The organism is Cryobacterium sp. M96, from assembly GCF_002929845.1.
Lineage (GTDB): Bacteria > Actinomycetota > Actinomycetes > Actinomycetales > Microbacteriaceae > Cryobacterium > Cryobacterium sandaracinum.
Window position 1 is genome coordinate 26,133 of the sequence record NZ_PJJS01000035.1, and the last position, 25,461, is coordinate 51,593.

General features: G+C 68.6%; 28 protein-coding genes. 4 read left to right on the plus strand and 24 right to left on the minus strand.

Annotated elements, in window-relative coordinates:
• Window positions 1-40: 40 nt before the first annotated feature.
• Together CXY79_RS03375 and CXY79_RS03385 are read right to left on the minus strand one after the other, a co-directional pair.
• A complete protein-coding gene (locus tag CXY79_RS03375) occupies window positions 41-1,276 on the minus strand; it encodes a serine hydrolase (protein ID WP_158250214.1) in 1,236 nt (411 codons plus the stop codon).
• A 399-nt stretch (window positions 1,277-1,675) separates the two neighbouring features.
• Window positions 1,676-2,989, minus strand: a complete 1,314-nt coding sequence (locus CXY79_RS03385) for an ATP-dependent RecD-like DNA helicase (RefSeq protein ID WP_104099748.1) — start codon at window positions 2,987-2,989, stop codon at window positions 1,676-1,678.
• A 111-nt stretch (window positions 2,990-3,100) separates the two neighbouring features.
• Between CXY79_RS03385 and CXY79_RS03390 the strand changes: the two genes are divergently transcribed.
• On the plus strand, window positions 3,101-4,144 hold the full coding sequence (locus CXY79_RS03390) for a hypothetical protein (protein WP_104099749.1): 1,044 nt from the start codon (window positions 3,101-3,103) through the stop codon (window positions 4,142-4,144).
• Window positions 4,145-4,177: 33 nt separating this feature from the next.
• Here the strand turns inward: CXY79_RS03390 and CXY79_RS03395 are convergent, their stop codons facing one another.
• The 14 genes from CXY79_RS03395 to CXY79_RS03460 form a co-directional block, all read right to left on the minus strand.
• Window positions 4,178-6,184 carry a cytochrome c oxidase assembly protein gene (locus tag CXY79_RS03395; protein WP_199186715.1) on the minus strand — a complete coding sequence of 669 codons (2,007 nt, stop codon included), beginning with the start codon at window positions 6,182-6,184 and terminating at the stop codon, window positions 4,178-4,180.
• Window positions 6,185-6,302: 118 nt separating this feature from the next.
• Entirely contained in the window at window positions 6,303-6,590 is a 288-nt protein-coding gene (locus CXY79_RS03400; protein WP_104099750.1) for an HU family DNA-binding protein, read from the minus strand.
• Window positions 6,591-6,862: 272 nt separating this feature from the next.
• Complete coding sequence (gene rpsN, locus CXY79_RS03405; RefSeq protein WP_104099751.1) at window positions 6,863-7,168, minus strand: 30S ribosomal protein S14; 306 nt, start codon at window positions 7,166-7,168, stop codon at window positions 6,863-6,865.
• Window positions 7,169-7,170: 2 nt separating this feature from the next.
• Window positions 7,171-7,338, minus strand: a complete 168-nt coding sequence (rpmG, locus tag CXY79_RS03410; RefSeq protein WP_104099752.1) for a 50S ribosomal protein L33 — start codon at window positions 7,336-7,338, stop codon at window positions 7,171-7,173.
• Window positions 7,338-7,574 carry a 50S ribosomal protein L28 gene (gene rpmB / locus CXY79_RS03415; protein WP_104099753.1) on the minus strand — a complete coding sequence of 79 codons (237 nt, stop codon included), beginning with the start codon at window positions 7,572-7,574 and terminating at the stop codon, window positions 7,338-7,340. The genes rpmG and rpmB overlap by 1 nt, the downstream gene beginning before the upstream one ends.
• 295 nt (window positions 7,575-7,869) lie before the next feature.
• Window positions 7,870-8,265 carry a Fur family transcriptional regulator gene (locus CXY79_RS03420; protein WP_104099754.1) on the minus strand — a complete coding sequence of 132 codons (396 nt, stop codon included), beginning with the start codon at window positions 8,263-8,265 and terminating at the stop codon, window positions 7,870-7,872.
• Window positions 8,262-9,068: a metal ABC transporter permease gene (locus CXY79_RS03425; protein ID WP_104099755.1), complete on the minus strand. Its 807-nt coding sequence runs from the start codon at window positions 9,066-9,068 to the stop codon at window positions 8,262-8,264. The genes CXY79_RS03420 and CXY79_RS03425 overlap by 4 nt, the downstream gene beginning before the upstream one ends.
• Complete coding sequence (locus CXY79_RS03430) at window positions 9,068-10,027, minus strand: metal ABC transporter permease (RefSeq protein WP_104099756.1); 960 nt, start codon at window positions 10,025-10,027, stop codon at window positions 9,068-9,070. The genes CXY79_RS03425 and CXY79_RS03430 overlap by 1 nt, the downstream gene beginning before the upstream one ends.
• Window position 10,028: 1 nt before the next feature.
• Complete coding sequence (locus tag CXY79_RS03435; protein ID WP_104099757.1) at window positions 10,029-10,820, minus strand: metal ABC transporter ATP-binding protein; 792 nt, start codon at window positions 10,818-10,820, stop codon at window positions 10,029-10,031.
• Between the two features lie 7 nt (window positions 10,821-10,827).
• Window positions 10,828-11,847, minus strand: a complete 1,020-nt coding sequence (locus CXY79_RS03440; protein ID WP_198412275.1) for a metal ABC transporter substrate-binding protein — start codon at window positions 11,845-11,847, stop codon at window positions 10,828-10,830.
• A 74-nt stretch (window positions 11,848-11,921) separates the two neighbouring features.
• Window positions 11,922-13,298: a dihydrolipoamide acetyltransferase family protein gene (locus CXY79_RS03445; RefSeq protein ID WP_104099758.1), complete on the minus strand. Its 1,377-nt coding sequence runs from the start codon at window positions 13,296-13,298 to the stop codon at window positions 11,922-11,924.
• Window positions 13,299-13,349: 51 nt separating this feature from the next.
• Entirely contained in the window at window positions 13,350-14,309 is a 960-nt protein-coding gene (locus CXY79_RS03450; RefSeq protein ID WP_233191201.1) for an alpha-ketoacid dehydrogenase subunit beta, read from the minus strand.
• 119 nt (window positions 14,310-14,428) lie between these two features.
• Window positions 14,429-15,520, minus strand: coding sequence for a thiamine pyrophosphate-dependent dehydrogenase E1 component subunit alpha (locus CXY79_RS03455; RefSeq protein ID WP_104099759.1), 1,092 nt, complete (start codon window positions 15,518-15,520; stop codon window positions 14,429-14,431).
• Between the two features lie 40 nt (window positions 15,521-15,560).
• On the minus strand, window positions 15,561-16,664 hold the full coding sequence (locus CXY79_RS03460) for a histidinol-phosphate transaminase (RefSeq protein ID WP_104099760.1): 1,104 nt from the start codon (window positions 16,662-16,664) through the stop codon (window positions 15,561-15,563).
• Window positions 16,665-16,763: 99 nt separating this feature from the next.
• Between CXY79_RS03460 and CXY79_RS03465 the strand changes: the two genes are divergently transcribed.
• The gene (locus CXY79_RS03465; RefSeq protein ID WP_104099761.1) at window positions 16,764-17,156 is read left to right on the plus strand and encodes a phage holin family protein; all 393 of its coding nucleotides are present in this window, start codon (window positions 16,764-16,766) and stop codon (window positions 17,154-17,156) included.
• Between the two features lie 18 nt (window positions 17,157-17,174).
• Here the strand turns inward: CXY79_RS03465 and CXY79_RS03470 are convergent, their stop codons facing one another.
• Both CXY79_RS03470 and CXY79_RS03475 read right to left on the minus strand, forming a co-directional pair.
• Window positions 17,175-18,677: a hypothetical protein gene (locus tag CXY79_RS03470; protein ID WP_104099762.1), complete on the minus strand. Its 1,503-nt coding sequence runs from the start codon at window positions 18,675-18,677 to the stop codon at window positions 17,175-17,177.
• Window positions 18,674-19,000 carry a hypothetical protein gene (locus CXY79_RS03475; RefSeq protein WP_134375323.1) on the minus strand — a complete coding sequence of 109 codons (327 nt, stop codon included), beginning with the start codon at window positions 18,998-19,000 and terminating at the stop codon, window positions 18,674-18,676. Before CXY79_RS03475 ends, CXY79_RS03470 begins: the two co-directional genes overlap by 4 nt.
• A 180-nt stretch (window positions 19,001-19,180) precedes the next feature.
• Between CXY79_RS03475 and CXY79_RS03480 the strand changes: the two genes are divergently transcribed.
• The gene (locus CXY79_RS03480) at window positions 19,181-19,708 is read left to right on the plus strand and encodes a low molecular weight protein-tyrosine-phosphatase (protein ID WP_104099783.1); all 528 of its coding nucleotides are present in this window, start codon (window positions 19,181-19,183) and stop codon (window positions 19,706-19,708) included.
• Window positions 19,705-21,087 (plus strand): adenylosuccinate lyase, encoded by a 1,383-nt coding sequence (gene purB / locus CXY79_RS03485; RefSeq protein ID WP_104099764.1) that lies wholly within the window; start codon window positions 19,705-19,707, stop codon window positions 21,085-21,087. Before CXY79_RS03480 ends, purB begins: the two co-directional genes overlap by 4 nt.
• Before the next feature lie 112 nt (window positions 21,088-21,199).
• Here the strand turns inward: purB and CXY79_RS03490 are convergent, their stop codons facing one another.
• The 6 genes from CXY79_RS03490 to CXY79_RS03515 form a co-directional block, all read right to left on the minus strand.
• Window positions 21,200-21,454 (minus strand): hypothetical protein, encoded by a 255-nt coding sequence (locus tag CXY79_RS03490; protein ID WP_104099765.1) that lies wholly within the window; start codon window positions 21,452-21,454, stop codon window positions 21,200-21,202.
• Entirely contained in the window at window positions 21,451-22,050 is a 600-nt protein-coding gene (locus CXY79_RS03495; protein ID WP_104099766.1) for an HdeD family acid-resistance protein, read from the minus strand. Before CXY79_RS03495 ends, CXY79_RS03490 begins: the two co-directional genes overlap by 4 nt.
• Before the next feature lie 87 nt (window positions 22,051-22,137).
• On the minus strand, window positions 22,138-23,400 hold the full coding sequence (locus CXY79_RS03500) for a Dyp-type peroxidase (RefSeq protein WP_233191197.1): 1,263 nt from the start codon (window positions 23,398-23,400) through the stop codon (window positions 22,138-22,140).
• A complete protein-coding gene (locus CXY79_RS03505; protein ID WP_104099767.1) occupies window positions 23,397-23,942 on the minus strand; it encodes a copper chaperone PCu(A)C in 546 nt (181 codons plus the stop codon). Before CXY79_RS03505 ends, CXY79_RS03500 begins: the two co-directional genes overlap by 4 nt.
• A 97-nt stretch (window positions 23,943-24,039) precedes the next feature.
• Window positions 24,040-24,633, minus strand: coding sequence for a copper resistance protein CopC (locus CXY79_RS03510; RefSeq protein WP_104099768.1), 594 nt, complete (start codon window positions 24,631-24,633; stop codon window positions 24,040-24,042).
• Between the two features lie 207 nt (window positions 24,634-24,840).
• Window positions 24,841-25,452: a hypothetical protein gene (locus CXY79_RS03515; RefSeq protein ID WP_104099769.1), complete on the minus strand. Its 612-nt coding sequence runs from the start codon at window positions 25,450-25,452 to the stop codon at window positions 24,841-24,843.
• Between the last annotated feature and the right edge of the window lie 9 nt (window positions 25,453-25,461).

The following is a 25,461-nucleotide window of genomic DNA, read 5'->3' on the forward strand; positions in this document are numbered from 1 at the left end:
CAAAGATAATTCCCGGGTCTCGCTGGACCCGGCAGCCCTTCTAGTCCGGCTGCTGCGATCCGCAGACGGCGACAGCCCGGATTTCGCCGGCGACTTGGTTTTCGGTCCAGGGCAGGTTCAGCTGGGGTGCCGGCACCTCTCCGGACGCGGGCGCAGCGCCGGCGACCGCGGCAAGTCGGCGGGCGACCGCCTCGGCGAACCCGCGGCCGGAGGTCGAATTATTGAAGGAGACCACTACCGTGAGTCCGCTGACCGGGTCGGCCATCGCCGCCGAAATGAAACCGGGGATCTCCCCGGACTGACCGAGCAGCGGGCCGAACCGCTCGACCCCGAGGCCGTGTTGATGCCAGGAGAGGGCTCCGGCACCCGGCAGAACCGGCGCCCACTGCGCATCCGTCGATGTTTTCGACAGGAGGGTCCCCGCGGCCAGCGCCTGCGCCCAGATCTTCAGGTCGTCGAGGTTCGAGACCGCCCCCGCCGCCACTCCGCCCACCGAGGGCGACAGCTGCGTTACATCGAGCACGCTCCCACAGCGGGCCCTGCCGACCGGATCAAGGGCCGCGGCATAGCCGCGGGGACTCGGCCCCGGGATCGCAAGCTCGCCCGGCGATGGCAGGCTGGTGTTCGTCATGCCCAGCGGTTCGAACACGTAGTGCCGGTAGAGCCATGGCCAGTCGCGTCGGGTTGCCTGCTGCAGGGCGAGACCGAGCAGCACGACCCCGGTATCCGACGCGGACCAGGTTCCGCCGGGCAGCGCCACCCGAGGTGCGCCCGTGCCGCTCGCGATGACTTCACGTGTCGACCATTTGCGACTGGGGTTGGCCATAATCTGCGGAGCCATCAGGGAGGCGTGATCGGCCAGGCCGGACGTGTTGCGGCAAAGCTGCCCGAGGGTGATTTTGTCCAGCCCCACCACCCGGGGCACGTAGTCGGACACCGGATCCTCCAAGCGCACCCGCCCCTCCTCGACGAGCCGGAGCAGCACCGTGCAGGTCAGCGCCGTCGTGTTGGTGCCGATCCGGAATCGCATCTCCGGGGTGAGGGCACCCGGTGTCGTCCTCGAGACGGACCCGGGCGACGCGACCCAGGTGCCGGCCCACGGCGCCCAGACACCGGCAATGGCCCCCGAGGAACCGGACAGGGTCTTCGCCTCGGCGAGCACGTCATCCAGCCGGGACGTGACCTCGGACGAGAACGGGGCCGCCGCCTGCGCGCGGGCCTCCGGGGACGCATCCGTCGCCGCGGTGCACGCCGTCAGCACGAGGGCGGCACTCACGACGAGAGCCGGCACGCGGTGGTGGCGTGTGTGGGGGCTCGCGTGACGAGGTGCGGAGCCGGCTGGTACAAGGCCGGCTGCGGCTTGGCTGATCGGTGCCTGTCCGAGCTTCATCGCCTGACCCCCGTCGCGTCGCGGCCCACACAGGAGCGCCCCTGCACGACGGAGTGTACCCACGCCGCCGTCCGGCCGCACCGTATTGCTGCCGGCGGCCCCTCGGCTCTCGCTCTTGCCCCTACTGCCGCCCTCGTCCCTAACGAATTCGACGGAGATTTTGGGCTAGAGACTCAGTTTTGCGCTGTTCTGCACCGTTTTCGGCAAAATCTCCGTCGAATTGGTTCGTAGGCAGCGGCGGGAGAGGCAGCCGCGAGAAGGGCAGCCGCGGCGGTAAACACGGGGCTAGTCGGCGGGGGTGACCGGGCAGGGGGTCTCGGTAGGGTGCGGGCCGCGCATGAACCGCTGCACGTTCTCGTCCACGATCATGTCGCTCGGGCGCAGCGGACGGGTCAGATAAAGGCCGTCCAGGCTGGTCAGCCGACTGAGGGCCACATAGGTCTGGCCGGGGCTGAACACGCGCGCGCCGAGGTCGACGACCGCGCGTTCATAGGTGGCGCCCTGCGATTTGTGGATGGTGACCGCCCACGCCAGCCGCAACGGGAACTGCGTGAACTCGGCGACGACGTCTTTGCGCAGCTTCTTCGTGGTCGGGTTGTAGGTGTACTTGAACTTCTCCCACACCGCCGGTTCGACCTCGTGCGTTTCGCCGTCGATGTCCACGTACACCGTCGAATCGACCCGAGTGACGGTGCCGATGCTGCCGTTCACCCAGCGCGGGCCGCCGTCCTGGTTGGAGTCGTTGCGCAGAAACATGACCTGCGCCCCGACCTTCAGCTCGAGCACCTCATCGGCGGGGAATGTGCGCCCACCGAAGTCGCCGGTGACGTCGGCCTTGGCGGTCAGCGCCTTGCCGGGGAGGCGTTTGAGAGCGGATGCGTTGATCCGGTTCACGGAATCGTTGCGGGTGGCCAGCGTGATCACGCCCTCCCTCGGCGGGGTGCGGGCACCCGCGGCGTTGAGCGCGCCGCCGATCTCGGCCGTGACCTGCCCGTGCCGCACCGCGTTGAGCATGTGTTTGAAGTCGGCGTCGCGCTGCCGGTGCACCTCGGTGAGCTCGAAGATGCGCAGGTCGGCGACCTGCCAGACCTTCGCGTCGAAGAACCACATCGACCGGTAGGTGTCCGCGAAGTAGGCACGCTCGTCGGAATCCCCCGGCACCGGGGCCAGCTGGTACGGGTCGCCGAAGAGCACGATCTGCGCGCCGCCGAACGTGTCGTTCGGCCGTTGCCGCGCCTGACGCAGGCTGCGGTCGATCGCATCCATCAGGTCGGCGTTGACCATCGACACCTCGTCGATGACGACCGTGTCGATCGTGTTGAGCAGTTTGCGTACCTGGTCGGACTGGTCGATCGCGTTGTCGGCGATCACGCCGATCGGCAGGCGGAACAGGGAGTGGATGGTCTGGCCGCCCACGTTCAAGGCCGCCACCCCGGTGGGAGCGGCAATCACGATCTGCTTGCTCGTGTTCCAGGCGAGGTGATTGAGCAGCGTCGACTTGCCGGTGCCGGCGCGCCCGGTCACGAACACGTTCTGCCGGGTTCCCTCGATGGCCTCGAACACTTCGGCCTGCTCGCGCGACAGCGGAATCTCAGACACGGGGGCGCTTTCGATGGGGTGCGGACGGGACACACCACTGTATCCGGCCCGGCTGCACGAGTCGGCCCCGGTCTACGGGTTGGCGGAGAACCGGCCCCGTAGGATGTGGGGGTGAGCAACCGGGACGGCAGGCGCCGGCGTAACGAGCGGCGCGCCATCGTGGCCGTGGTCATCGTTGCCGCCCTCCTTGGCGCAGGCCTGGTCGCGACGATCGGGTCGCTCAACCGCGACCTCTACAGCGCCGGCAGCTTCGTGGGGCAGTATCTCGACGCCCTGGCCCGCAAAGACACCGCCAGTGCGCTGCTGCTTCCCGGGGTCAAACCCACGGCTGCGGAGCTCGAAGCGGCCGCGCTGCCGAAGGACCTGCCGGACACCCTGCTGCGGAACTCCGTGCTGGGGGAGCTCACCGACATCCGTCTGACCGCTGACGACGAGTCGGCCGACGGACGGCACACGGTCGACTACGAGTTCCGGCTGAACGGCACACCCGCGGCGATGACCTTCCAGGTGGAGAGCGCCGGCACGTTCTTCGGCGTTTTCGACAGCTGGCGCTTCACCACCAGCCCGCTGGCCGTGCTGCGAGTGAACGTGCTGCAGCAGGCCACGTTCTCGGTGAACAGGCTGACCCTCGACACGCGTGCGCACGCCGCCGATGGCGCGCCGGAAATGTTCTCGAACCAGGCGGCCTACCTGGCCTTCGCACCAGCCCTCTACTCGTTCGAGCACACCTCCACCCTGCTCGACGCGGCCTCGCAGGCGGTGCCGGTCGTCGCGTCCGGGGTGACGGATGTCACGGTCGACGCCCAGCCCAACGCCCAATTCATCGGTCAGGTCCAGGCCGAGCTGGACCGTTTCCTCGACGATTGCACCACGCAACAGGTGTTGCAGCCCACGAACTGCCCATTCGGCATCGAGATCAACGACCGGGTGCGAGACGACCCGATCTGGTCGATCGCCCAGTATCCCCCAGTCACCCTCGTGGCCGGCGACTCCACCTTCGAGATGCCCGACACCGAGGGGCAGGCGCACATTGTGGTGGAGGTGCAGTCGCTTTTCGACGGCGATGTCGAGGTGCGGGATGAGGACGTGGCCTTTGCGGTCGCGATCAGCGTGACCGTGAACCCGGACGGGTCGCTCGCTCTTCAGCTGCGCTGACCGGCAGCGGCTGCCCTGCTGAACGCTTTCTTGCTACTCCGAGCGGTCGTGCGCGGCGAGGCGGGCCAGGCCTGCGTTGTACTGGAGCAGTTCGGCGTCGCCCGTGCGGGCGGCGTTTCGGTCCTTGCGGCGGGTTTCCTTCTCGTCGCTGCGGCTCCATTGGATGGCCACCGCAATGGCCAGGGCGATCGTTGGGATCTCGCCGACGCTCCAGGCGATGCCACCGCCCATCTGCTGGTCCTCGATGCCGCTGAGCCCCCAATCGCGCCCCATGGCCCCGTACCAGTCGGCGAGGAGCAGCCCGGTGCCCGTCATCATGGTGACACCGAAGAAGGCGTGGAAGGCCATCGTGCCCAGAAGAAGCAGCAGGCGGCCGGCGTAGGGCAGGCGGTAGGGCACCGGGTCGATGCCGATCAGCGACTGCACGAACAGGTAGCCGGTGATCAGGAAGTGCACGATCATCCACTCGTGGCCGATGTGGTCGGTCGTCGCCCAGCTGAATAGCGAGGAGTAATAGAACACCCAGAGTGAACCGGCGAAGAGCACGGCTGCGACCAGCGGATTGGCCAGGAACCCCGCGTACGCCGAGTGCACGGCCAACAGGATCCACTCGCGGGCGCCGCGGCTGCCATCCTGCCGCTTGCGGATGGCCCGGGCGGCGAGAGTGACCGGCGCCCCGGGCACCAGAAAGACGGGCACGAGCATGGTCAGGGCCATGTGCATGAGCATGTGGGAGGAGAAGAGGTACTTCGCGTAGAGGTTCACGCCGCCGTTGGTGATGTAGAACAGGATCAGCATGCCGGTCACCCAGAGCACGGTGCGGAAGACGGGCCACTTATCGCCGCGGCGGGCCAGGCGGCGCACCCCGGCCACGTAGAAGAAGATGCCGAACGCGCAGAACAGCACCCAGGCCAGGTCGAAGTTCCACTCGGTGAAGTAGCGGCTGAAAGTGAGCGGCGGTGGCAGGAGCTCGCCGGTCAGGATCTGGGCGGGCGTCGAGGTGGGGATCTTGGTCGCCGTGATCTGCTCGACCGGCGTCGCGGTCTTGGCGAGGGCGGCGGCAGCCCCGGAGGCGAGCCCCATGAACGCCAGTTCCGTGACGATGAGCCACCAAAACCAGACGTTCCGGCGGGGTGCGGGGGTCTGGGCGTCTGCGGAAGTGCTCCGCAGCATCCGCCCGATCACGTACCGGCGTTGCAGCACGCCGAACACGCCGAGCACGGTGAGGGCGAAGACCTTGACCAGAACGAGGATGCCATAGGGCGAGAGCAGCCGGTCCCAGGCACCCAACCGCAGTTCGGCGCCGACGTAGCCGGACGCAGCGACGACGATGAAGGAAACGAGGGCGAGCGAGGAGTAGCGCGCGATGACCGGATCGAGGCGGCCGCCGGCCAACTGCTTGCGCAGCACGATGATGGTCAGCAGCCCGCCCAGCCAGACCGCGGCGAAGACCAGGTGCAGACCCAGGGCGGTGATGGCCACGTCGTGCCCCTCGGCGCCGGCCGCGTGCCCCTGTAGTGCAATCGGCACCAGGGCAGCCACGGCGAGGACCGTGACGAAGACGAGCCCGGTCAGTGAACGCACCGCGAAACACAAGACGGTGACGAAGGCCGCGATCAGGGTGGTGATCAGCCAGGCCTGGCCGATCTCGATGTCGCTGAAGAACTGTCCGGCGGTGGCGCTGAACCGGTCATCGAAGCTGAGCGGAATGGTCGTCACCTGCAGGAAGGTGAAGAAACCGGTGAGGGCGGATGCCACGGTGAAGACGGCGGCGGACCCGGCGGCGAAATCGAGGGCCGCGTTGTATTCGGGTTCCCGAGGGCTCAGGGCGAAAAGGGTGAGCACGAGGGCGCCGATGGTGCCGGCGGCGCTGAGGTTGACGAGGAGCTTGGCCAGCGGGAGACCCCACCGCACGACTGGTCCCGGATCGGCCAGCAGTTGCGCCGAAGCGCCGCCACCGTAGGCTAGCGCGACGAGCGTCGCCAGCGTCGCGACCAGCAGAAGCACTGCCGGACCGGAGATACGCACGAGACGAGGCACTGACTCAGCCTAACCGTGCCCGGTGGACGCACGCTCCACGAGGCACGCTGACGTGTGACGTCACAGACGAAAGCAGGGCGCCGACCGAAGGCGACGCCCTGCTTTCTTGGTTCGCGACCTACTTGGCGGCAGCCTTGAGCTTGCTACCAGCGGTCAGCTTGACGCGGTGGCCCGCGGCGATGGCGATCTCTTCGCCGGTCTGCGGGTTGCGGCCGGTGCGCGCTGCGGTAGCGGTGCGCTCGACTCCGAGCCAGCCCGGGATCGTGACCTTGCCGTCGTTCGCGACGGTGTCGGCGAGAGTTGCAAAGAAAGCGTTCAGAACGCTGTCAACTGCAGCCTGGCTCTGGCCAGAGTCTGCGGCAACCTTGGCAACGAGCTCGGTCTTGTTCAGCGACTTGTCAGCCATTGAGTGTCCTCCTCGGACCTTTGTCTGTAAAAACAGGGATTCACGTATTGCGGGCGACGCTCCGAGGAGCGACTCCGTTTGGCCGGTTGGACCGGGTTGAATCTAGCAGACAACCGCGGAATTCCGCGGATTTGCGGCGTTTCCAGCCGGTTTGGCTGCCGTAACGGCTTCATTTTCGCTGTGGGCGAAAAAAGAGGATGCCGACCGGAGTCGACATCCTCTCGCTTCAGAACCGAGGTTCCGAATGACCGGCTAAGCGGCTTGGTGCGTTGTTACCAGCTGGACTTGGTGATGCCGGGCAGTTCGCCGCGGTGAGCCATGTCGCGGAAACGCACGCGCGAGATTCCGAACTTGCTGAGGTGTCCACGGGGACGACCGTCGACCGCGTCGCGGTTGCGCAGGCGAACCGGCGACGCGTTGCGGGGAAGCTTCTGCAGGCCGAGGCGAGCAGCTTCACGGGACTCATCGGTGCCGGCCGGGTTGACGAGGGCCTTCTTGAGCTCAAGGCGCTTCGCGGCGTAGCGCTCGACGATAACCTTGCGCTGGTTGTTCTTGGCAATCATGCTCTTCTTCGCCATTTTTAGCGCTCCTCACGGAAGTCAACGTGCTTGCGCACTACGGGGTCGTACTTCTTGAGTACGAGACGGTCGGGGTCGTTGCGACGGTTCTTCTTGGTCACGTAGGTGTAACCGGTGCCGGCCGTCGAACGGAGCTTGATGATCGGGCGGACGTCATGCTGCTTGGCCATTAGATTTTCTCCCCACGAGCGAGAAGGTCCTTGACGACCGATTCAATGCCACGAGCGTCGATCACCTTGATGCCCTTGACGGACAAGGTCAGCGTGACGTTGCGGCGAAGCGACGGTACGTAGTACTTCTTGGTCTGAACGTTCGGGTCGAAGCGACGCTTAGTGCGTCGGTGCGAGTGCGAAATGTTGTGTCCGAAGCCGGGAACGGCTCCGGTCACCTGGCAAGTAGCTGCCATGGTTCTCCTCCAATACCGAAGGGCGAATGCCCTTCCCAAGATCTCTTGTCGGCTGGCATGACTACACTCCCGCGAAGCGAAAGCGAGCGAACCAGCAGTGCACGCACAGATATGCGCAGCAGCATGCAACATTACGCGGTGCTCTCCCCCAGCGCAAACTGAACCAATTCGACGGAGATTTTGCCGATTCAGGCCCTAAAACCGGCAAAACCGGGTTGTGGGGGCAGAATCTCCGTCGAATTCGTTCGGGGCGAGGACGAGTCCGGCGGGCGGCGGTGGGCGCGCGGCGGTGGGCCTAGTCCACGGATGTGGCGGAGCAGGCCGCGCAGAGACCGAACACGTCGACCACGTGGGCGGCCTGGCTGAAGCCGTGCTCGGCGGCCACGTTCTTGGCCCAGTTTTCCACGGCGTCCGCTTCGATCTCGACGGTGAGTCCGCAGTTGCGGCAGATCAGGTGGTGGTGGTGGTCGGTCGTGCTGCAGGCGCGGTAGAGCGCCTCACCATCGGGCGACTGCAGCGAGTCGGCCTCGCCCTCGCCGGCCAGGTCGGCCAGGGCCCGGTACACCGTGGCCAGGCCGATGGGCGAACCGGTGGCGTGCAGGCTGGCGTGCAGACCCTGGGCGCTGACGAATCCCTCGGCGTCGCTGAGTGCGGTGCGCACGGCCTCGCGCTGCCAGGTGTTTCGCTTCATGCTTTCAACCGTAACCGCGCCCGGACCAGCCGGCGACCGCCCAAGGCCACCAGGAAGAAGACGGCCGCGGTGAGGGCGATCGCCGGCCCGGCGGCCACGTCGATCGCCCGGGACAGGAGCACTCCGACCAGGCCGGCGGCCGCGCCCAGCACCGGAGCGAGAACCAGGATCTGGGTGGCGGTGCGCGTGACCAGGCGCGCGGCGGCGGCCGGGGCCGCGATCAGCGCGATCGCGAGGATCGCCCCGACGGCCGGCATTGCGGTGACCACGGTGGCGGTGATCAGGGCGAGGGTGAGCAGCTCGATCGGCCATTCCCGGAATCCGGCGGCGCGGAATCCGCTCGGGTCGAAGGTAGAGAACAGGATCTCCTTGCCCAGCAGCACCATCACGGCCACGGCCACCCCGAGCACGCCGACGGCCAGCCAGACGTCACCGGTCGTGACGGTGAGGATCGACCCGACCAAATAGGAGTCGACCTGCACCGGCAGCGACGGGTTGAGGGCCTGCAGAAGCACGCCGAGCGCGAAGCCCGCGGTGAGCAGGATGCCGGACGCCACCTGGGTGCCCTGCCGCTTCACCCGGCCGATCAGGGTCATGATGCCGACGATGAGGATGCTCGCCAGGGCCGCCCCGAGTGGGATGCTCACGCCGACGATCGTGGCGGTCACGGCGCCCGGGAAGGTGGCGTGGGTGAGGGCCTGGGCGAAGAAAGTGCGGCGGCGCAATACGACGAGGGATCCGACCAGCCCGCTGAGGGCGCCGATCACGGCGGCCGCGAGGAGTGCCTTCTCGAAGTAGCCCATCACGTCACCAGCTGTTCGTGCGGCGGCGGGGTGTGCGGCTGCGGGGTGTGCGGCTGCGGGGACAGCGGCGGCGGGGTGCGCTGCGGCCGAAGACGGGGCGAACCCAGCCGCCGAAGACCGTCGATGGACAGGCGCAACAGCAGCACCACGGCGTAGCCGGCGACCAGCACCAGCACCACGGTCGCGCCGCTGGGCAGGTCGAGACCGGCCTGCACGGATGCCTGGAAACCGAGCACGAGCCCAAGCCAGGCACCGAGGGCCGCGAAACAGGCCGCGATCGGGAACAGCAGCCAGAGCCGGTCAGTGATGAGCCGGGCCACGGCGCCGGGCACGATCAACACGGCCAGGACGAGGAGGTTGCCGACGGCGCTGGAGGCCGCGACGACCACGAGGGCGATGGCCACGTTGAGCACGAGGTCGAGCGCGAGCGTGCGGTAGCCGGCCGCGGCGAAGCCGACCCGGTCGAAGGCGCGGAACACCTCCTCCTTGAGCGTGAACCCGATCAGGACCAGCGCCACGAGGCAGATGGCGACGGTCTGCACGACCTCATTCGGGCTGACCGTGAGGAGGCGGCCGAAGAGAAGCTGCTCCAGCTGGCCGACGTAGTTCGTCTCGCGGGAGACCAGGATGATGCCCACGCTGAACATGGCGGTGAAGACGATGGCGATCGCGGCATCCGAGGACACGGACTGGCGCACGATCAGGGTGAGGGTGACCGCCGCGAACAGGGCGGCGACCATCGCGCCGGCGAACAGCCCCTCGCGCCCACCCCAGACGAAGCCGATCGCGATGCCGGGGAAGACCGCGTGGGTGAGACCGTCGCTGATGAACTCGAGGCCCCGCAGATTGACCAGCACCCCGACGACGCCGGCTACCAGGCTGAGCGCACCCAGCACGAAGAGGGCCCGGGTCATGAACGGCAGGGCAAAGGCGTCGATCAGCGGGCTGAGGAAGTCCATCTCAGTGACCGGTGTGCCCGGGCACAACCACGGTGTGCTCGTCGATCTCCACGCCGACCTCTCGGAACGTGCGCTGCACGTTCTCCAGGATCAGCACCGACTCGCGCGGCCCGAACGCCACCTGGGCGCCATTGAGCAGCAACACCTGTTCGCAGACCTCGCGGGCGAGCTGGAGGTCGTGGGTGGAGACGACCACGGCCACCCCCTCCTCCTTCAAACGCTTGACGGTGCCCACGAGCGCGTCCCGATTCTGCTGGTCGAGGCCGTTGAACGGCTCGTCGAGCAGCAGCAGGCGGGGCCCCGCGGCCACGGCCCGTGCGAGCAGTCCGCGCTGCTGCTGGCCGCCGGAGAGTTCCCCGAAGCGGGTTTTCGCGCGATGCGCGAGGCCCACCGCGTCGAGTGCACGGGCCACGGCCTGACGGTCGCGCTTACCGGGCAGGCGCAGCCAGCCTAGCGAGCGGTAGCGCCCCATCATGACGACCTGCTCGAGCGTGACCGGGAACTGCTGGTCGATCTCGTCGGCCTGCGGCACGTAACCGATGGATCCGGCCGGGGCCGCTGCAGCTCCCAGCACCTCGACGGTACCGCTCACGCGCTGGATCAGGCCGAGGATGCCCTTGAGCAGCGTGGACTTGCCGGACCCGTTGGGCCCGATCAGCGCCACGGCCTCGCCGGCGTGCACCTCGAAGTCGATGTCGGCCAGGGCAGGGCTCTGGCCGTAGGAAAAGGAGGCGCCCGCCACCTTGAGCGCGACAGGCGCGCTCGGCCGTACTTGAGAAGGGTTCTCGATCACTGACTAACTATCGCAGGTCTGCGGGCACCGCGGTGGGCTCGGCTCCCCAGGATTCGAGGATCAGGCCGACGTTGTGCAGCTGCGAACTGATGTAGGTGGCGCCGTCACTGTGCCGCGCACCGAGGGAGTCGCTGTAGAGCGCGTCCTCCCCCGAGTACACGCTGACGCCGGCCTCGCCGGCGATGGTGTCGGCGGCCTTCGGGCTGATCGAGGCCTCGGAGAAGACCGCCTTGACCCCGGTGGCCGTGATGGCGTCGACGAGTTCGTCGATCGCGGCGGCGCTGGGCTCGGCGTTGTCATCGAAGCTCGGGATGATGGAGCCGACGTAGGTGATGCCGTAGGCCTCGGTGAAGTAGCCGAATGCGTCGTGGTTGCTCACGAGCAGGCGCTGCTCGGCGGGCACGGCGTCGATGTTGGTACGGATCCAGTCGTCGAGCTCGGCCAGCCGGCCGGTGTAGGCGGTCGCGTTGGCCTCGACGTCCGGGGCCAGGTCCGGCTGGGCATCACTGAGGCCCGTGGCAATGGTGACGGCCATGGTCTCGGCATTGGACACGTCGGTCCAGATGTGCGGGTTGCCGCCCTGGTGGGAGTGCTCGGCGTCATCCGTCGCGGCCTTGTCGTCGGCGTGGTCCTCTTCGCCGGCTGCGATGTCCTGGATCTCGATGCCCTCGTCGGAGTCGATCGTCACGCCGTCGAAACCGCTGGCGCTGATTGCGTCGTCGAGCCACTCCTCGAGGCCGACCCCATTGATCACGAGCACATCGGCCTCACCGAGGGCTGTCAAGTCGGCCACGGACGGATCATAGCTGTGCGCGCTCTGGTTGGGCTGGATGAGCTGGGTCACTACTACGCCCGCGGTGTCGCCGACGACGTTGCGGGTGAGGTCCGCCACCTGGGTGGTCGTCGCGACCACCTTGAGGTCGCCGGCGGCGGCGCCATCCGCCGAACCGCCGGTCGGAGTGCAGCCGACCATGGTCAGCGAGGCAACGGCGGCCAGGGCGGTGAGGACGAATCGATTGTTGATCACAGGGCCGACGTTACGCCTAATGATAATGATTGTCAACACCAATAAGGGCCGCCGCCGGGATCTCCTCCGGGACCTTACTCGAGCAGCAGCGCGGGCTCCTCGATGATGCTCGCGACATCCGCCAGGAAGCGGCTCGCGACATCCCCATCGACCACGCGATGGTCGAAGCTCGCGCCGATGGTCGTCACCTGACGCACCCGCACCTCGCCGTCGACGACCCACGGTTTGGGCTTGATCGTTCCGAGGGCCACGATGCCGGCCTCGCCGGAGTTGAGGATGGGCGTGCCGGTATCCATGCCGAAGACACCGATATTGGTGATCGTGATCGTGCCGTTCGACATCTCCGCCGGCGAGGTCTTGCCGTCCCGCGCGGTGAGCGTGAGCTTCTCAAGGGCGCGGGCCAGTTCAAGCAGGCTCATGTCCTGCGCTTCCTTCACATTGGGCACGATGAGCCCACGGGGGGTGGCCGCGGCGATGCCCAGGTTCACGTAGTGCTTGATCACGATTTCCTCGTCGGTGAAAACCGAGTTGACCGTGGGGTTGCGCCGCACGGCCCAGATCATGGCTTTGGCCATGATCAGCATCGGGGACACGCGCACGCCCGCGAAGTCGGTGGACGCCTTGAGCCGCTTGACGAACTCCATGGTGCGGGTGGCGTCCACGTCGACGAAGAGGCTCACGTGCGGTGCGGTGAAGGCGCTGGAGGCCATGGCCTGGGCGATGGCCTTGCGCACGCCTTTGACCGGGACGCGCTCCTCACGGTCGCTGGGCCATTCCGGCGTCTGGATGTTGCGGAACACGCTGGCCTGGGTGGCCTCCCGCAGCACGTCCTCGCGGGTGACGTCGCCGACCGGGCCGGTCGCCTCGACCAGGGACAAGTCCACACCGAGGTCCTTGGCCAGCTTGCGGATCGGCGGCTTGGCGACGACGGGGCCCGCGGATGCCGCGCGCGGCAGCTGCGGGAGCTGCGAAGTGGCCGGGCGCGTGGGGTGCACGGGCGGCGGCGCGATCGACTCGTGGGCGACGGGGGTGACCCCGTGGCGCTTGCGCCGGGTGGGCATGGTCGCCGCGGCGCCGCGCCCGACCAGGACCGCGCCCGGCGTCTCGGCCGGCTCGTCCGTGATGGTGGAGCCGGCATCCGCTGCCGCGCTGGCCAGCTCGCCCGCGCCGTTCGCGATCGCACTGCTCGACGCAGACGCGACGGCGACGGTCTCGGCCACGATGGTGATGATGACCGTTCCGACGTCGACGGTCGTGCCGGGTTTCACCAGGATCTCCCCGACCACGCCGACGTACGGCGACGGCAGCTCGACGAGCGACTTCGCGGTCTCGATCTCGACCAGCACCTGGTTGATCGACACGGTGTCGCCGGGCGCCACCTTCCACTCCACGATTTCGGCCTCGGTGAGACCCTCGCCGACGTCGGGCAGTGTGAATTTCGACACGCTCATCGAGTACGCTCCTTGCGATTGGTGAGGCGAGAAGCCCTGGTACGACTCATATCAGTAGGAGAGGGCGCGGTCGACGGCCTCGAGCACGCGGTCCGGGCTGGGCAGGAAGTGCGTCTCGACGGCGGCCGGCGGGAACGGGGTGTCGAAACCGGAGACGCGCAGCACGGGAGCCTCGAGCAGGTAGAAGGCCTTCTCCATGACGGTCGCGGCGATCTCCGATCCGACGCTGACGAAGCCGTGGGCCTCCTGGGCGACGACCAGATGCCCGGTCTTCTCGACCGACGCGAGGATGGGACCGTAGTCGATCGGCGAGATTGAACGCAGGTCGATGACCTCGACGCTGGTTCCCTCCGCCGCCGCGAGATCCGCCGCCTGCAGCAGGACGCTGACCATGGCGCCGTGGCCGACGACCGTCGCATCCGTGCCGCTGCGTACCACGCGGCTGGCGTGCAGGGGCGTGCCGCTCTCGGCAAGGTTCACCTCACCCTTGGGCCAGTAGCGGCTCTTGGGCTCGAAGAAGATGACCGGGTCGTCGGAGGCGATGGCCTCCTGCAACATCCAGTAGGCGTCGTGCGGGTTCGACGGGCTGACCACGCGCAGGCCCGGCGTGTGCGCGAAGTACGTCTCCGGGCTCTCCTGGTGGTGCTCGATCGACCCGATGTGGCCGCCGTAGGGGATGCGGATCACGACGGGCATGGAGACCTCACCCTCGTGCCGGTTGCGCATCCGCGCCAGCTGGCTGGTGATCTGGTCAAAGCCGGGGAAGACGAACCCGTCGAACTGGATCTCGCAGACCGGGCGGTAGCCGCGCAGGGCCAGGCCGATGGCCGTACCGATGATGCCGGACTCGGCCAGCGGGGTGTCGAGCACGCGCTTGTCGCCGAATTCGGCGATCAGACCCTCGGTGACGCGGAAGACCCCGCCCAGCGGGCCGATGTCCTCGCCCATCATCAGCACCCGGGGGTTGTCGCGCATGGCCTGACGCAGGCCCGCGTTGAGGGCCTTCGTCATGGGCAGGTTCGCCGTTCCGGTGCCGGGAATGGCCCGCTTGGCGGCGGCCGGGTGTCCCGGGGTCGGCATCGCGGTGGTCGGTGTGGCGAGGCCGGTGGTGCTCGTCACGATCGTGTCGCTCACGCGTCGCCTCCTTCGAAGGATGCCTCGTAGTGGTCGAGCCAGGCCTTCTGTTCCTGGATCAGCGGGTGGGGTTCGGCGTAGACGTTGTCGAAGATGACAGCCTTCTCCGGGGAGTGGATGTCGAGGGCCCGGCGGCGCACATCCGCGGCGTAGTCGTCGGCCTCCTCGTCGACGGCGTCGAGGAACTCCGGCTCGACGCCCAGGCCCTGCAGGTAGCTGCGGAAGCGCACGATCGGGTCGCGGGCCACCCAGTAGGCCAACTGTTCCGGGTCGCGGTACTTGGTGGGGTCGTCGGCCGTGGTGTGGGCACCGACTCGGTAGGTCAGGGCCTCGATCAGGGCGGGGCCGTGGCCGGCGCGGGCGTCGTCGAGGTGCTTGGCCGTCACCGCGAAACTGGCGAGCACGTCGTTGCCGTCGATCTGGGTGCCGGGCATGCCGAAGCCGGCGGCACGCAGGTAGAGCGGAGTGCGGGACTGCCGGGTCACAGGCACCGAGATGGCCCAGTGGTTGTTCTGCAGGAAGAAGACCTGCGGGGTCTGGTAGCTGGCGGCGAAGACGAGCGCCTCGTTGGCGTCGCCCTGCGACGAAGCTCCATCGCCGTAGTACACGATGACGGCCTGGTCGGTCTCGGGATTGCCGGTCGCGGTCGCGCCGTCGAGCTGCATGCCCATCGCGTAGCCCGTGGCGTGCAGGGTCTGCGAGGCCAGCACCAGGGTGTACAGGTGGAAGTTGCCGTGGTCCTCGGGGGTCCAGCCGCCGAGGGTGACACCGCGCAGCATCCGCAGGATATCGACGGGGTCGAGTCCGCGGATCATGCCGACGACGTGCTCGCGATAGGACGGGAACACGTGGTCCTGCGGCCGGGTTGCGTAGGCGGAGCCGACCTGGGCGGCCTCCTGGCCGTGGCTGGGCACCCAGAGGGCCAGCTGGCCCTGCCGCTGCAGGTTCGCGGCCTCGGTGTCGAACCGGCGCACCACCACCATGTCGCGGTAGAACCGCCGATGGTCGGCCTCGGTCAGTCGATCGAGGTAGGGCAGGAACTCGGCCGCGGAATCGCTCGGGGCGAAGACACCCTCCGGGGAGAGCATTCGCACCGTGGGAGAGGCACTCGGGGTCGCTGACACCGTACTAACCTAGCCCTCGGGCTGGGTGCCCCGTTGGTAGATCGTCAACAATGTCGGCGCAAATACCCAGGAGCTTCTCCACGGATTCTTCCTCACCGATCGAAATTCGGATGCCCTCGGGGAACGGGCGCACGATCAGGCCGACGGCCGACAGGACATCGGCGATGTCGGCGGTGTCCTCGGCGGTGGGCAGCCAGATGAAGTTTCCCTGAGGCACCGGAATGTTCCAGCCCTGCTCGCTCAGCAGGCGCCAGACCCGGTCGCGCCGCTCGGTCAGGGCACGCACCCGCCGCAGCAGCTGGTCGGCGGCGTCGAGAGAGGCAATCGCGGCCGCGCTGGCAACACCTGTGACCGAGAGCGGGATCGCGGTGGACCTCGCCGCATCGAGCACGGCGACGGGACCGAGGGCGTAGCCGACGCGCAGGCCGGCCAGGCCGTAGGCCTTGGAGAAAGTGCGCAGCACGACCAGGTTCGGGAACCGGGACAGCAGTGGCAGGCCGGTGACCGCCTCGGGGTCGGTGACGAACTCGCAGTAGGCCTCATCGAGGATGACGAGGAGGTCCGGCGGGACGACGGCCATGAACGATTCGAACTCGTCGCCCGTGACGGCAGTCCCGGTCGGATTGTTCGGGCTGCAGATGATGACGACGCGGGTATGGTCCGTGATGCGGGTGGCCATCTCGGGCAGGTCGTGGCCATGGTCGGCCCGGTTCGGAACCTGCACGCTCGTGGCACCGGCGACGGTGACCAGACCGGGGTAGGCCTCGAAGGAGCGCCACGAGTAGAGCACCTCGTCACCCGGTCCCGCGGCGGCGAGGATGAGCTGGGCCAGGAGGGCCACGGAGCCGGCACCGATGTGCACCTCGTCGACGCTCAGGCCGAACTGCGTGGCCAGCCGTTCGCGCAGGGCCAGCGCCGAGGCATCCGGGTACCGGTTGTACGCGGTCTCGGCGTTCACGGCGGCGATGACGCCGGGCAGCGGATCGAAGGGGTTCTCGTTGCTCGAGAGTTTGAACGCACTGGCTGCGGCAGCTTGACCCTGCCGATAGGCCGGGAGGGCGACAATCTCGGGGCGCAGGCGGACCGAGGGCGGGTCTGATGGGCTCACTCGGCGATTCTACGCCGCGGCATATTCACGTGGCCGCATGGTTAGGCCCGGGGCTGGCCCATCCGTGCGACCAGTCACCGGCGATGCCATAGTGGAGTCATGGCCAGATTCCTGATCAAGCTGATCCTCAACTCCGTCGCCCTGTGGCTCACGACCCTGCTCGTCAGCGGGGTGCGGGTCGATCCGTTCGCCGAGGGCACGACCGCCCTGATCGCCACCTATCTGTTGGTCGCGCTGGTCTTCGGCCTCGTCAACAGTGTGATCGGCGGCTTCGTGCGGGTTGTCGCGTTCCCGGTCTACATCCTCACGCTCGGCCTGATTTCCTTGATCGTGAATGGTTTCCTGCTGATGATCGTGGCCTGGTTCTCGGGCCTGGTCGGCTTCGGGCTCGTGGTGGACGATTTCTGGTGGGGTGTGCTCGGCGCACTCGTGCTGGGCATCATCAGCTGGATTCTCGGCGTGCTGATCCGACCGGTCACCCCCCGCTCGTAGCGATCTCCAGCCGTCGGGTCAGCCGTCGGCCAGGCGGAAGCCCCGCCACCGGGAGGACTCGCCAGCTTCCGTGCCGAGGATCTTCCCGAGGGTCTCCCGGAACTCCTGTAATCGTGGTTCCTCGGAGCCGTCCATGAGCCGCCCGGTCTCCCGGTAGGCGGTGAGGGCGTGAGCCGGCAGCGGCCGGTCGACCGGCACCTCCGTCTCAGCGAACACCTCGCGGCGCACCACCAGGCGCTCATCGTCGCCGGTGGCCGTTCCCCCCAGGGCAGGGACAAGGTCGTCGGTGTGCTCGACCATGACGGCCTCCACGTCTGCGGGCAGGGCCACTTGGGCGGTGAGTCCCCCAAAGGTCGCCACCGCGACGGTGTTGAAGTCCCCGGACGCCGCGAGCTGCGCCGCGACCAACCCGCCCTGCGAGTGACCCACCGGAACCACCGGGTCGCCCGGCGCCACCCCGGCCTCCCGCAGGGCATCGACGACCGCCCGATAGGAGCCGGAGCCCTGGTCGGCGAGGGCGACGAGGTTGGAGGTGAGGTCCCACGGTTGTTCACCGGCGACCGGACTCCACGCCGCGGTGCCGCCGATGTAGACCACCCAGGATGCGTCGTCCGGACCGCCATAACGCTCGATGCGCACCTGCGGGGCGTCCTCCGACACCGAGGGGATGCGGGCAGCCAGGTCCTCGAAGCCGGCCGGCGGAGCGACGGGTCGGCCGGGGAGAGCGGCGCCGGGCCGCGCGGCACCCGCAGGCGGCGGGCCGAGGGGGCGGGTCCCACCGTCGAGCCGCTCCACCGACACGGGAGTCTCGCGCAGCAGGCCGAGGGGGCGGGCGAGCCCGACCAGGCCCGCCGCGGTCGTCGTGACACCGAGCAGGCCGAGGCCCTCGTCGCCGAGGGCCAGTGACACCGGGAACGGCACCCCGGCACGACCGGTGGCCGCGTCGTCGGCCGAGGAGACGATCACCCGCACCGCCTCGACCAGGACCGGGTTGGTCAGGGCCCGCGGATGCGCGTGGACCCAGGCGCCGATCTCGGCGGGCGCGTCTCCCGGACGCCGGCCGGTGAGCAGACCGCCGAGCACCAACCCCACCACGCCGACCGTGAGGCCGGGCACGGCCGCCAAGGCCAGAAGAGGTGCCAGCAGCCCGAGGGTGGAGCCCAGCCAGGCCCCGGAGAGGCTTGCTCCCCAGTCCCGCAGGCGCTCGGCCCTGCCGTAGCCCTCCGCCGCCGCGATGAGAGCGTCGGCGAGGGTCTGGCTGCGCTCCGCGACTCGCTCCAGGGCGGAGCGGGCCGCGAACACGTTCATCCCGGCGTTGGGCAGGCTCATCACCGGACCGAGGGGCTGGTCGGAATCCAGTGCCTGGATGCGCGCCACCCGCACCAGCCAGTCCTCGGCGTCACCCTGAAGCAGCCGCAGCCGCGCCGCCTCGGCCAGCAGCGTGTCGGTGGCGACGAGCGTGCTCCCGCCGCCGGACACGATCAGGGTGTCGCCGGGGCCGCCAGGCTGCTCCCCCGTCATCGCACCGCCCGGGCTGGAGCCGGGCCGGGTGCCAGGGTCGGGATCGGCGCCCGGGCCTCGGCCAGAGCAGCCCCGCCCTGATCGATCGCGGCCACCACCTCGGTGAGGGCGGCGTCGAGGAGCCCGGCGGCTCGGCGGAGTTCGCCGGCGAGGTCGCTGCGCTGACGGTCGTAGTTCCGCTGGGCCTCTGAGCGCCACGAGCCGGTCAGGTCGCCGGCCGTGAGCCGGCCCGCCGCCATGTCGACGTCGTCGCGCAGCAGGCGCAGCAGCATCCGTCGCTGCCGAAGTTCGTCGAGGCGCGCCTCCAGCGCGTAATGAGTCACGATCGTGCAAGTCGAGCTGGTGCCGCCCGGAATCTCCATCTCCGCCCTTCTGCGCGCTGCGGATTCGCTGCCAGTGAGCGTGCCACCCCCGGCAGACGTGGTCGCTATGAATCCGAGAGTTCACGGAACATGCCGCACGACGGCGGCTGGGGAGGGGGCCGGGTGCAACACAATGGGGAGATGGACATTGTGTCGATCACACCCGATGAGTCGACACCGTTCCGCATTATTTTCGTCTGCACCGGGAACATCTGCCGTTCGCCGATGGCCGAAGTCATGCTTCGCGATCTGATCACGCGCTCCGGCCTGGGTCGTTTGATCACCACCAGCTCCGCCGGCACCGGCGACTGGCATGTCGGCGAGCAGGCGGATCAGCGCACGATCGCCGCCCTGGCCACCCGCGGCTACGACGGCAGGCATCATCGGGCCCGCCAGTTCGACCCCGAGTGGTTTGCCGACCTCGACCTCGTCGTGGTGCTCGACCGCGCGCAGGAACGCATCCTGCGCAACTGGGCCACGACCGAGCGTGACCGCAGCAAGGTGCGCCTGCTGCTCAGTTTCGATGCGGCCCAGGCTGCCCTGCTGGACGTTCCCGACCCCTACTATTCCGACGATGCTTTCTTTGACACGGTTCTTGGCATGATTGAAAGCGCAAATGAAGCGCTCTTCGCGCAACTTGCACCCGCAATCCGACAGGGAGTCCGATGAGTCCGTTACCGCCCCAGGTCCTCAGCCCACTCGATGGCCGCTACCGCGCCGCCGTCACCGAACTGGGCGAGTACCTATCCGAGGCAGGCCTCAATCGGGCCCGGGTGCAGGTCGAGGTGGAATGGCTGATCACCCTCACCGACCGCAGCCTGTTCGGCTCCGTACCGCTGAACGCGGAGCAGAAGCTCGGCCTGCGCGCTCTGGTCACCGACTTCGGCCAGACCGAGATCGACGAGTTGGCCGTGCTGGAAGCCACCACCCGGCACGACGTGAAAGCCGTCGAGTACCTCGTGCGCCGCCGCCTGAGCACGCTGGGCCTCGACCACATCAGCGAGCTCACCCACTTCGCCGCCACCAGCGAGGACATAAACAACCTGTCCTACGCGCTGACCGTGAGCGACGCTGTGCGCGAGGTCTGGCTGCCCAAATTCCGCGCCGTCATCGGCGCCCTGCGCCTACGCGCCCTCGAATACCGCGCCGACTCCATGCTGGCCCGCACACACGGCCAGCCGGCGACACCCACCACGGTGGGCAAGGAGCTCGCGGTCTTCGTCTACCGGCTCGAGCGCCTGGCCCAGCAGGTCGAGGACAGCGAGTACCTGGGCAAATTCAGCGGTGCCACCGGCACCTTCGCCGCCCACGTCACGGCCGATCCCGCCGTCGACTGGCCGGCCGTGTCGCGCGGCTTCGTCGAGGGCCTCGGGCTCACCTGGAACCCGCTGACCACCCAGATCGAGCCCCACGACTGGCAGGCCGAGCTCTACTCGCGCGTCTCCCACGCGAACCGGGTGCTGCACAACCTGGCGACGGATGTCTGGACCTACATCTCGCTCGGCTACTTCCGCCAGATCCCGCAGGTCGGGGCCACCGGCTCATCGACCATGCCGCACAAGATCAACCCCATCCGCTTCGAGAACGCGGAGGCCAACCTCGAGCTGTCCAGCGCGATCCTCGACTCGCTCGCGGCGACACTGGTGACCTCGCGGCTGCAGCGCGACCTGACCGACTCCACCACGCAGCGCAACATCGGCGTGGGCTTCGGACACTCCCTGCTCGCCCTCGACAACATCCTGCGCGGCCTCGGCGAAATCGACATCGACCGCGCCATGCTCGCCCGCGACCTCGACGCCAACTGGGAGATCCTCGGCGAGGCGATCCAGACCGTGATCCGCGCCGAGGTGTCGGCGGGGCGCTCTACGATCGAGGACCCCTACGCCCTGCTCAAGGAACTCACCCGGGGCAAGCGGATCAACCGGCACGATCTGGTGGCCTTCGTCACCGAACTGGAGATCGGCGACGCCGCCAAGGCGCGGCTGCTCGAGCTGACCCCGGGCAGCTACGTGGGTCTCGCGGACCCGCTTCTCGACTACCTGACCTAGCGGCTGCGCGGGTGCTGCGCCGTTCCGCTGGTGGCGTGCCACGTGCGCAGCGGCGCACCCCACGCGCGGCGTCAGAATGCTCGTGGCGTCGGAGTACGCACGGCGCCTCCGTTCAGAGGCCGCGGTCCTGCTCGTCGAGGTCGGACCTCTCGGCCGGGTTCGGCTTCATGCCGAGCACGAGCATCGCGATCACGACGAGCACGAGGATGAACGTGCCGCCGAAGCCGATCAACGCCAGCACCACGTCCCGGGTGCTCATCAGCACGACCAGGCCGAGGAACACGGCCATCACGGCCGAGAAGCCGACGAGTTCGATCGGCTTGAGCTTCTCGGAACGGCTGGGCGTGCGCGGGGTGTTCTGGGTCACAGGGTGTCCGAATCGTTGGGTGAGGCCGTGAGGGCGCGGGCGGCATCCGTGCCGGACCACTTGAGGGAGAACCCGGCGATGGCGAGGTAGACGCCGAGCATCACGAGGTAGGCGCCGAACAGGCCGACCGACACCACTGCGTTGGGCGGCAGCAGCAGGAAGATCACGGCCAGCAGGGCGGTGACGGCGCCGACCAGCAGCCAGTCACGGTCGGCCGGGTCGCGCCGACGCGCACGGATGCCGCTGTACAGCTCGAGAAAACCGGTCACCGCCGCCCAGACCGAGACCAGGAGGAGGAAGAAACCGAGCCCGCCCGCGTGGAAGAGCAGCGCGAGGAGGCCGGCGGCGACACCAACGGCGCCCTGCACCACAAAGAGGGACCGCTCCCGCGGATCGGCCAGCGTGCGCCGGCTGAGCAGACCCACCGTGAGGCCGCTGAGAAGCGCGAAGACGCCGAACACGAGAAGGCCGAATTCCGCCGAATGATCGGCGTTGAAGGTAATCGCGGCCGCCGGCACAAGGGTGAGGGCGGCCCGCAGCACCGGCACCGGCCAGTACCGGCCGGTGGTGGAGTGTGGAGCCTGGGCGTTCGCCACGCGACGACCTCTTTCATTGCGGGTTGAGACGGATACAGTCTACGCGGGCGGTCCTGGCCGCCCGCTGGGCCCCGGTGCGCAGATCGGTCAGAACAGGGTGTCGCCGATGTAGCCGTCCGTTGCGCATCCCGGCGGAATCGCGAACACCGCGGAACCGATCGGGGTGGTCCACTGGTTGAGCAGGTCGAGGGTGTCGAGGCGCTGCTGGATGGGCACGAACTGCGCGTCGACATCCGCCTGGAAAGACGCGAACAGCAGTCCGGAGTTGGAGACGCCGGAACCCTGAGGCGCGTCGTCATAATTGTAGCCGCGGCGGTGGATGCGCTGGGACCGGTCCTCCGACCGGGCGCGACGCAGGTGGGAGTACTCGGGGATGACCGGGAACCCGAGCGCGTTCGTCGCCGTGAAGTCGGGCTCGTCGCGCTCCTTCGTGCCCGTGAGCGGCGCCCCGACGGCGAGAGTGCGTCCGACCGCGGACTCGCGGCCCGAGCGGTCGAGCCCGTCCCACGTGTCGAGGTTCATGCTGATCCGGCGCAGGACGAGGCTGGTTCCACCCACCAGCCAGCCGGGACCGGAGGCCGTGCCCCAGACCAGGGCATTGAAGTCGGCCGTTCCGGCGGCCGGGTTCGCGGTGCCGTCCACCTGGCCGAACAGGTTGCGCATGGTGGTGCCGGGCTTCTCCGAACCGGCTGCTCGGCGGAAGCCGGACTGAACCCACCGCACCGACGCGAAGGAGCGCAGGTCCTTCAGAAGCATCCGGGTGGCATGGGCGACCGTCATCGGGTCGTCGGCGGCGATCTGCAGCAGCAGGTCACCGTCGTTCCACTCCGGCTGGAGCCGGTCGATCGTGAATGCGGGCAGGGGCCTCAGCCAGCCGGGAGCCTCTCCCCCGGCGACGGCGACGAGGCCGGGCCCGAAGCCGAAGGTGACCGTCAGCCGGGCCGGCACGACGGCCAGCTCGGGTTCCGAGTCGGCCAGGGCGCCCCCGCCCTGGGTGAGCCGGGCGGCATCGTCGGTCAGGATGCGCATCATCCGCCGCAGCGCGGCCCGGTCGATCTGCGCGGGCAGGTTGAGCGCCACGAACGTGACCCGGGCCTGCGGGTCGGTGTCCACCCCGGCCTGGTGCACCCCGAAGAAGGGAACGGCGTCGGTGCCGCGAAAGAGCGGTACCGATGGAGCCGCAGAGCCGCCGATCCCGGCCTTGGCCACGAGGTCGATGCCCATGGCTCCGGCCGCACCGATCCCGGCGGCGGCACCACCCAGAAGAAGGTGGCGCCGGCTGAGCCGGCGGCCCGACTGCACGGACGATTCGGGCGGTCCACTCCGTTCATTCTCTGTGAGGGAACTCACTGGCTGTCGGTATCCATGTCCATTTCGGTGTCGCCCTCGTATGTTTCGTTGGCCCCGGTGTAGTCCTTCACCGGGGCTGAGAAGTCCAGGCTCGACCCGTCGGCGAGGTCGAGGGTGAAGGCGGCCGCATCGCCGGCGGCGAGCGGGCCGGTGAGCCCCATCAGCATGATGTGGCGGCCGCCAGGGATGAGTTCGATGGAGCCGCCGGCCGGCACCACGAAGCCATCCGGATTCTCCTGCATGACCATGTCGCCGGCGTCGTTGGCCACGGTTTCGTGAAGTTCGATCATCGAGGCTGCGGATGTCTCGGCTGAGACGACCGTGATGTCGTCGGGTCCGGAGTTCTCGAGCAGGCCGAAGGCGCCGGTCATGCCGGACTCGCTCGCCTTGACCCAGGCATCCGTCATGGCCAGGGTGTCGGCCGAGGTGGCGCTGTCGGTCGTCGCCGCGGGTGCCTCGGTCGCGCCGGCGCAGCCCGAGAGGGCCAGCATCAGAGCGGCGGCGGCAACGACGAATCGGGTGGGAACGGTGTTGAGCTTCATGAGGGGTTCTCCTGGTCTGGTGCGTTGGGTGCTCGGGAAACGATGCGGCGTGTCAGGTGCTTCAGGTGCTTCAGGTGCTTCAAGTGCTTCAGGTGCTTCACGGGTTGCCGCGGCGCCTGGCTCGCCAGGCAATGAACAGGGCGACGGCGGCCAGTCCACCGAAGGCACCGAAGAGCCCCACCGCGACCACCGAGAGTCCCGTTCCGTCGGCGGGCTCTTCCGAGGCGGCGGATGTCGCGTCGCCGGACGGGTCCGGCGCCGCGGTTGCACCCGCAGTCGACTGTGATCGAGGCTGGGCCGCGGCGCCCACGGTGAAGGCGAAGGCGCCAGAGACCGGGTGACCGTCGGCGGACACGACCCGCCAGCGCACGTCGTAGGCACCGTCGGGCAGGTCGGCCGCCACCGGCTGGGTGGCCTGCGGCCCGTCGAGCCGCATGTCGCCCTCTGCCCAGTTCTTCTCCTCGGTATCGACAACCATGACGATGGCGCCGACCTCGAGGATGTCGTCCGTGAACGTGATGGCGATCTCGGCGGGAGCGAGGTCGACGTTCGCACCGTCGGCCGGCACGGTCAACGCCACCTGGTCGTGGGCGTCGGCCGCCGGAGCCACCGGGCTGAATATGGACAGAGCGATCACGGCCAGGGTCAGGAAAACGGCGGCTGCCGGGCGTCGCGGTTGGGCAGAAATCATTGAAATCTCCGATTCGTGGAGGGAAGAGATGGGGCGGTGCGACGGCAGATTCACCGGGCACAGACGTGCCGGTGGCCGGGTGCGCAGACGCCGTCGACCTCACCGAGGTCGAACGGAATCACTCGGGCCAGGTGTCAGCGGGTCAGCGGGTCGCGCGCAGGGTGCAGCGCATCGGGATCAGAGCGCACGAGTGAGAAGGTCAGAGCCTCACGGTGCCAGGGCGCGCGGGGGCGGACCGCGGCGTAGCGCACTGGAGAGCAGCACGCCGAGATCGGCAGGAACGAAGACCCGGCGGAAAGCAGGGCGCAGCGTCGCCGCATCCGTTCCGATCTGCGCCGGAGCGAGGCGTTCGATCAGGACCGCGATGAGACGGATCGTCGTCTCCTCGAGCAGCGCCCAGAACGTCTTCTCGCCGCGGTACAGGGCGGCGATGGTGACGAGGGCGGCCAAGGCGTGTGCCACCCACATCCAGCCACCAGGCAGGGCGCCGACCGCGTGCATCAGGTGGGGGGTCGCGTCCGCCAGGGTGACGGCTCCGTGATGGGAGGTGCTCGTCATCGTCGTGCTCGAGGCCCCGCCGAGGCCGAACAGAACGTGCAGCAGAAGCTGGCTGACCCCGACGGAGAGGGAGAGACGCAATAGCGACAAGCTTGTGCCGGCCAACAGTACGGACGCTATCCCCGCGAAGGCGAGGGCCAGACCCACGCTGAGCCAGCCGGGAGCGTTGCCGCCGCCGGCGATGTGCGAGAGGGCGGCGACGAAGACGGCGACGGATGCGGTCAGCCATCCGCGACCGAATCGCGCCCACCTGCTCGTCATGGCCCTCCC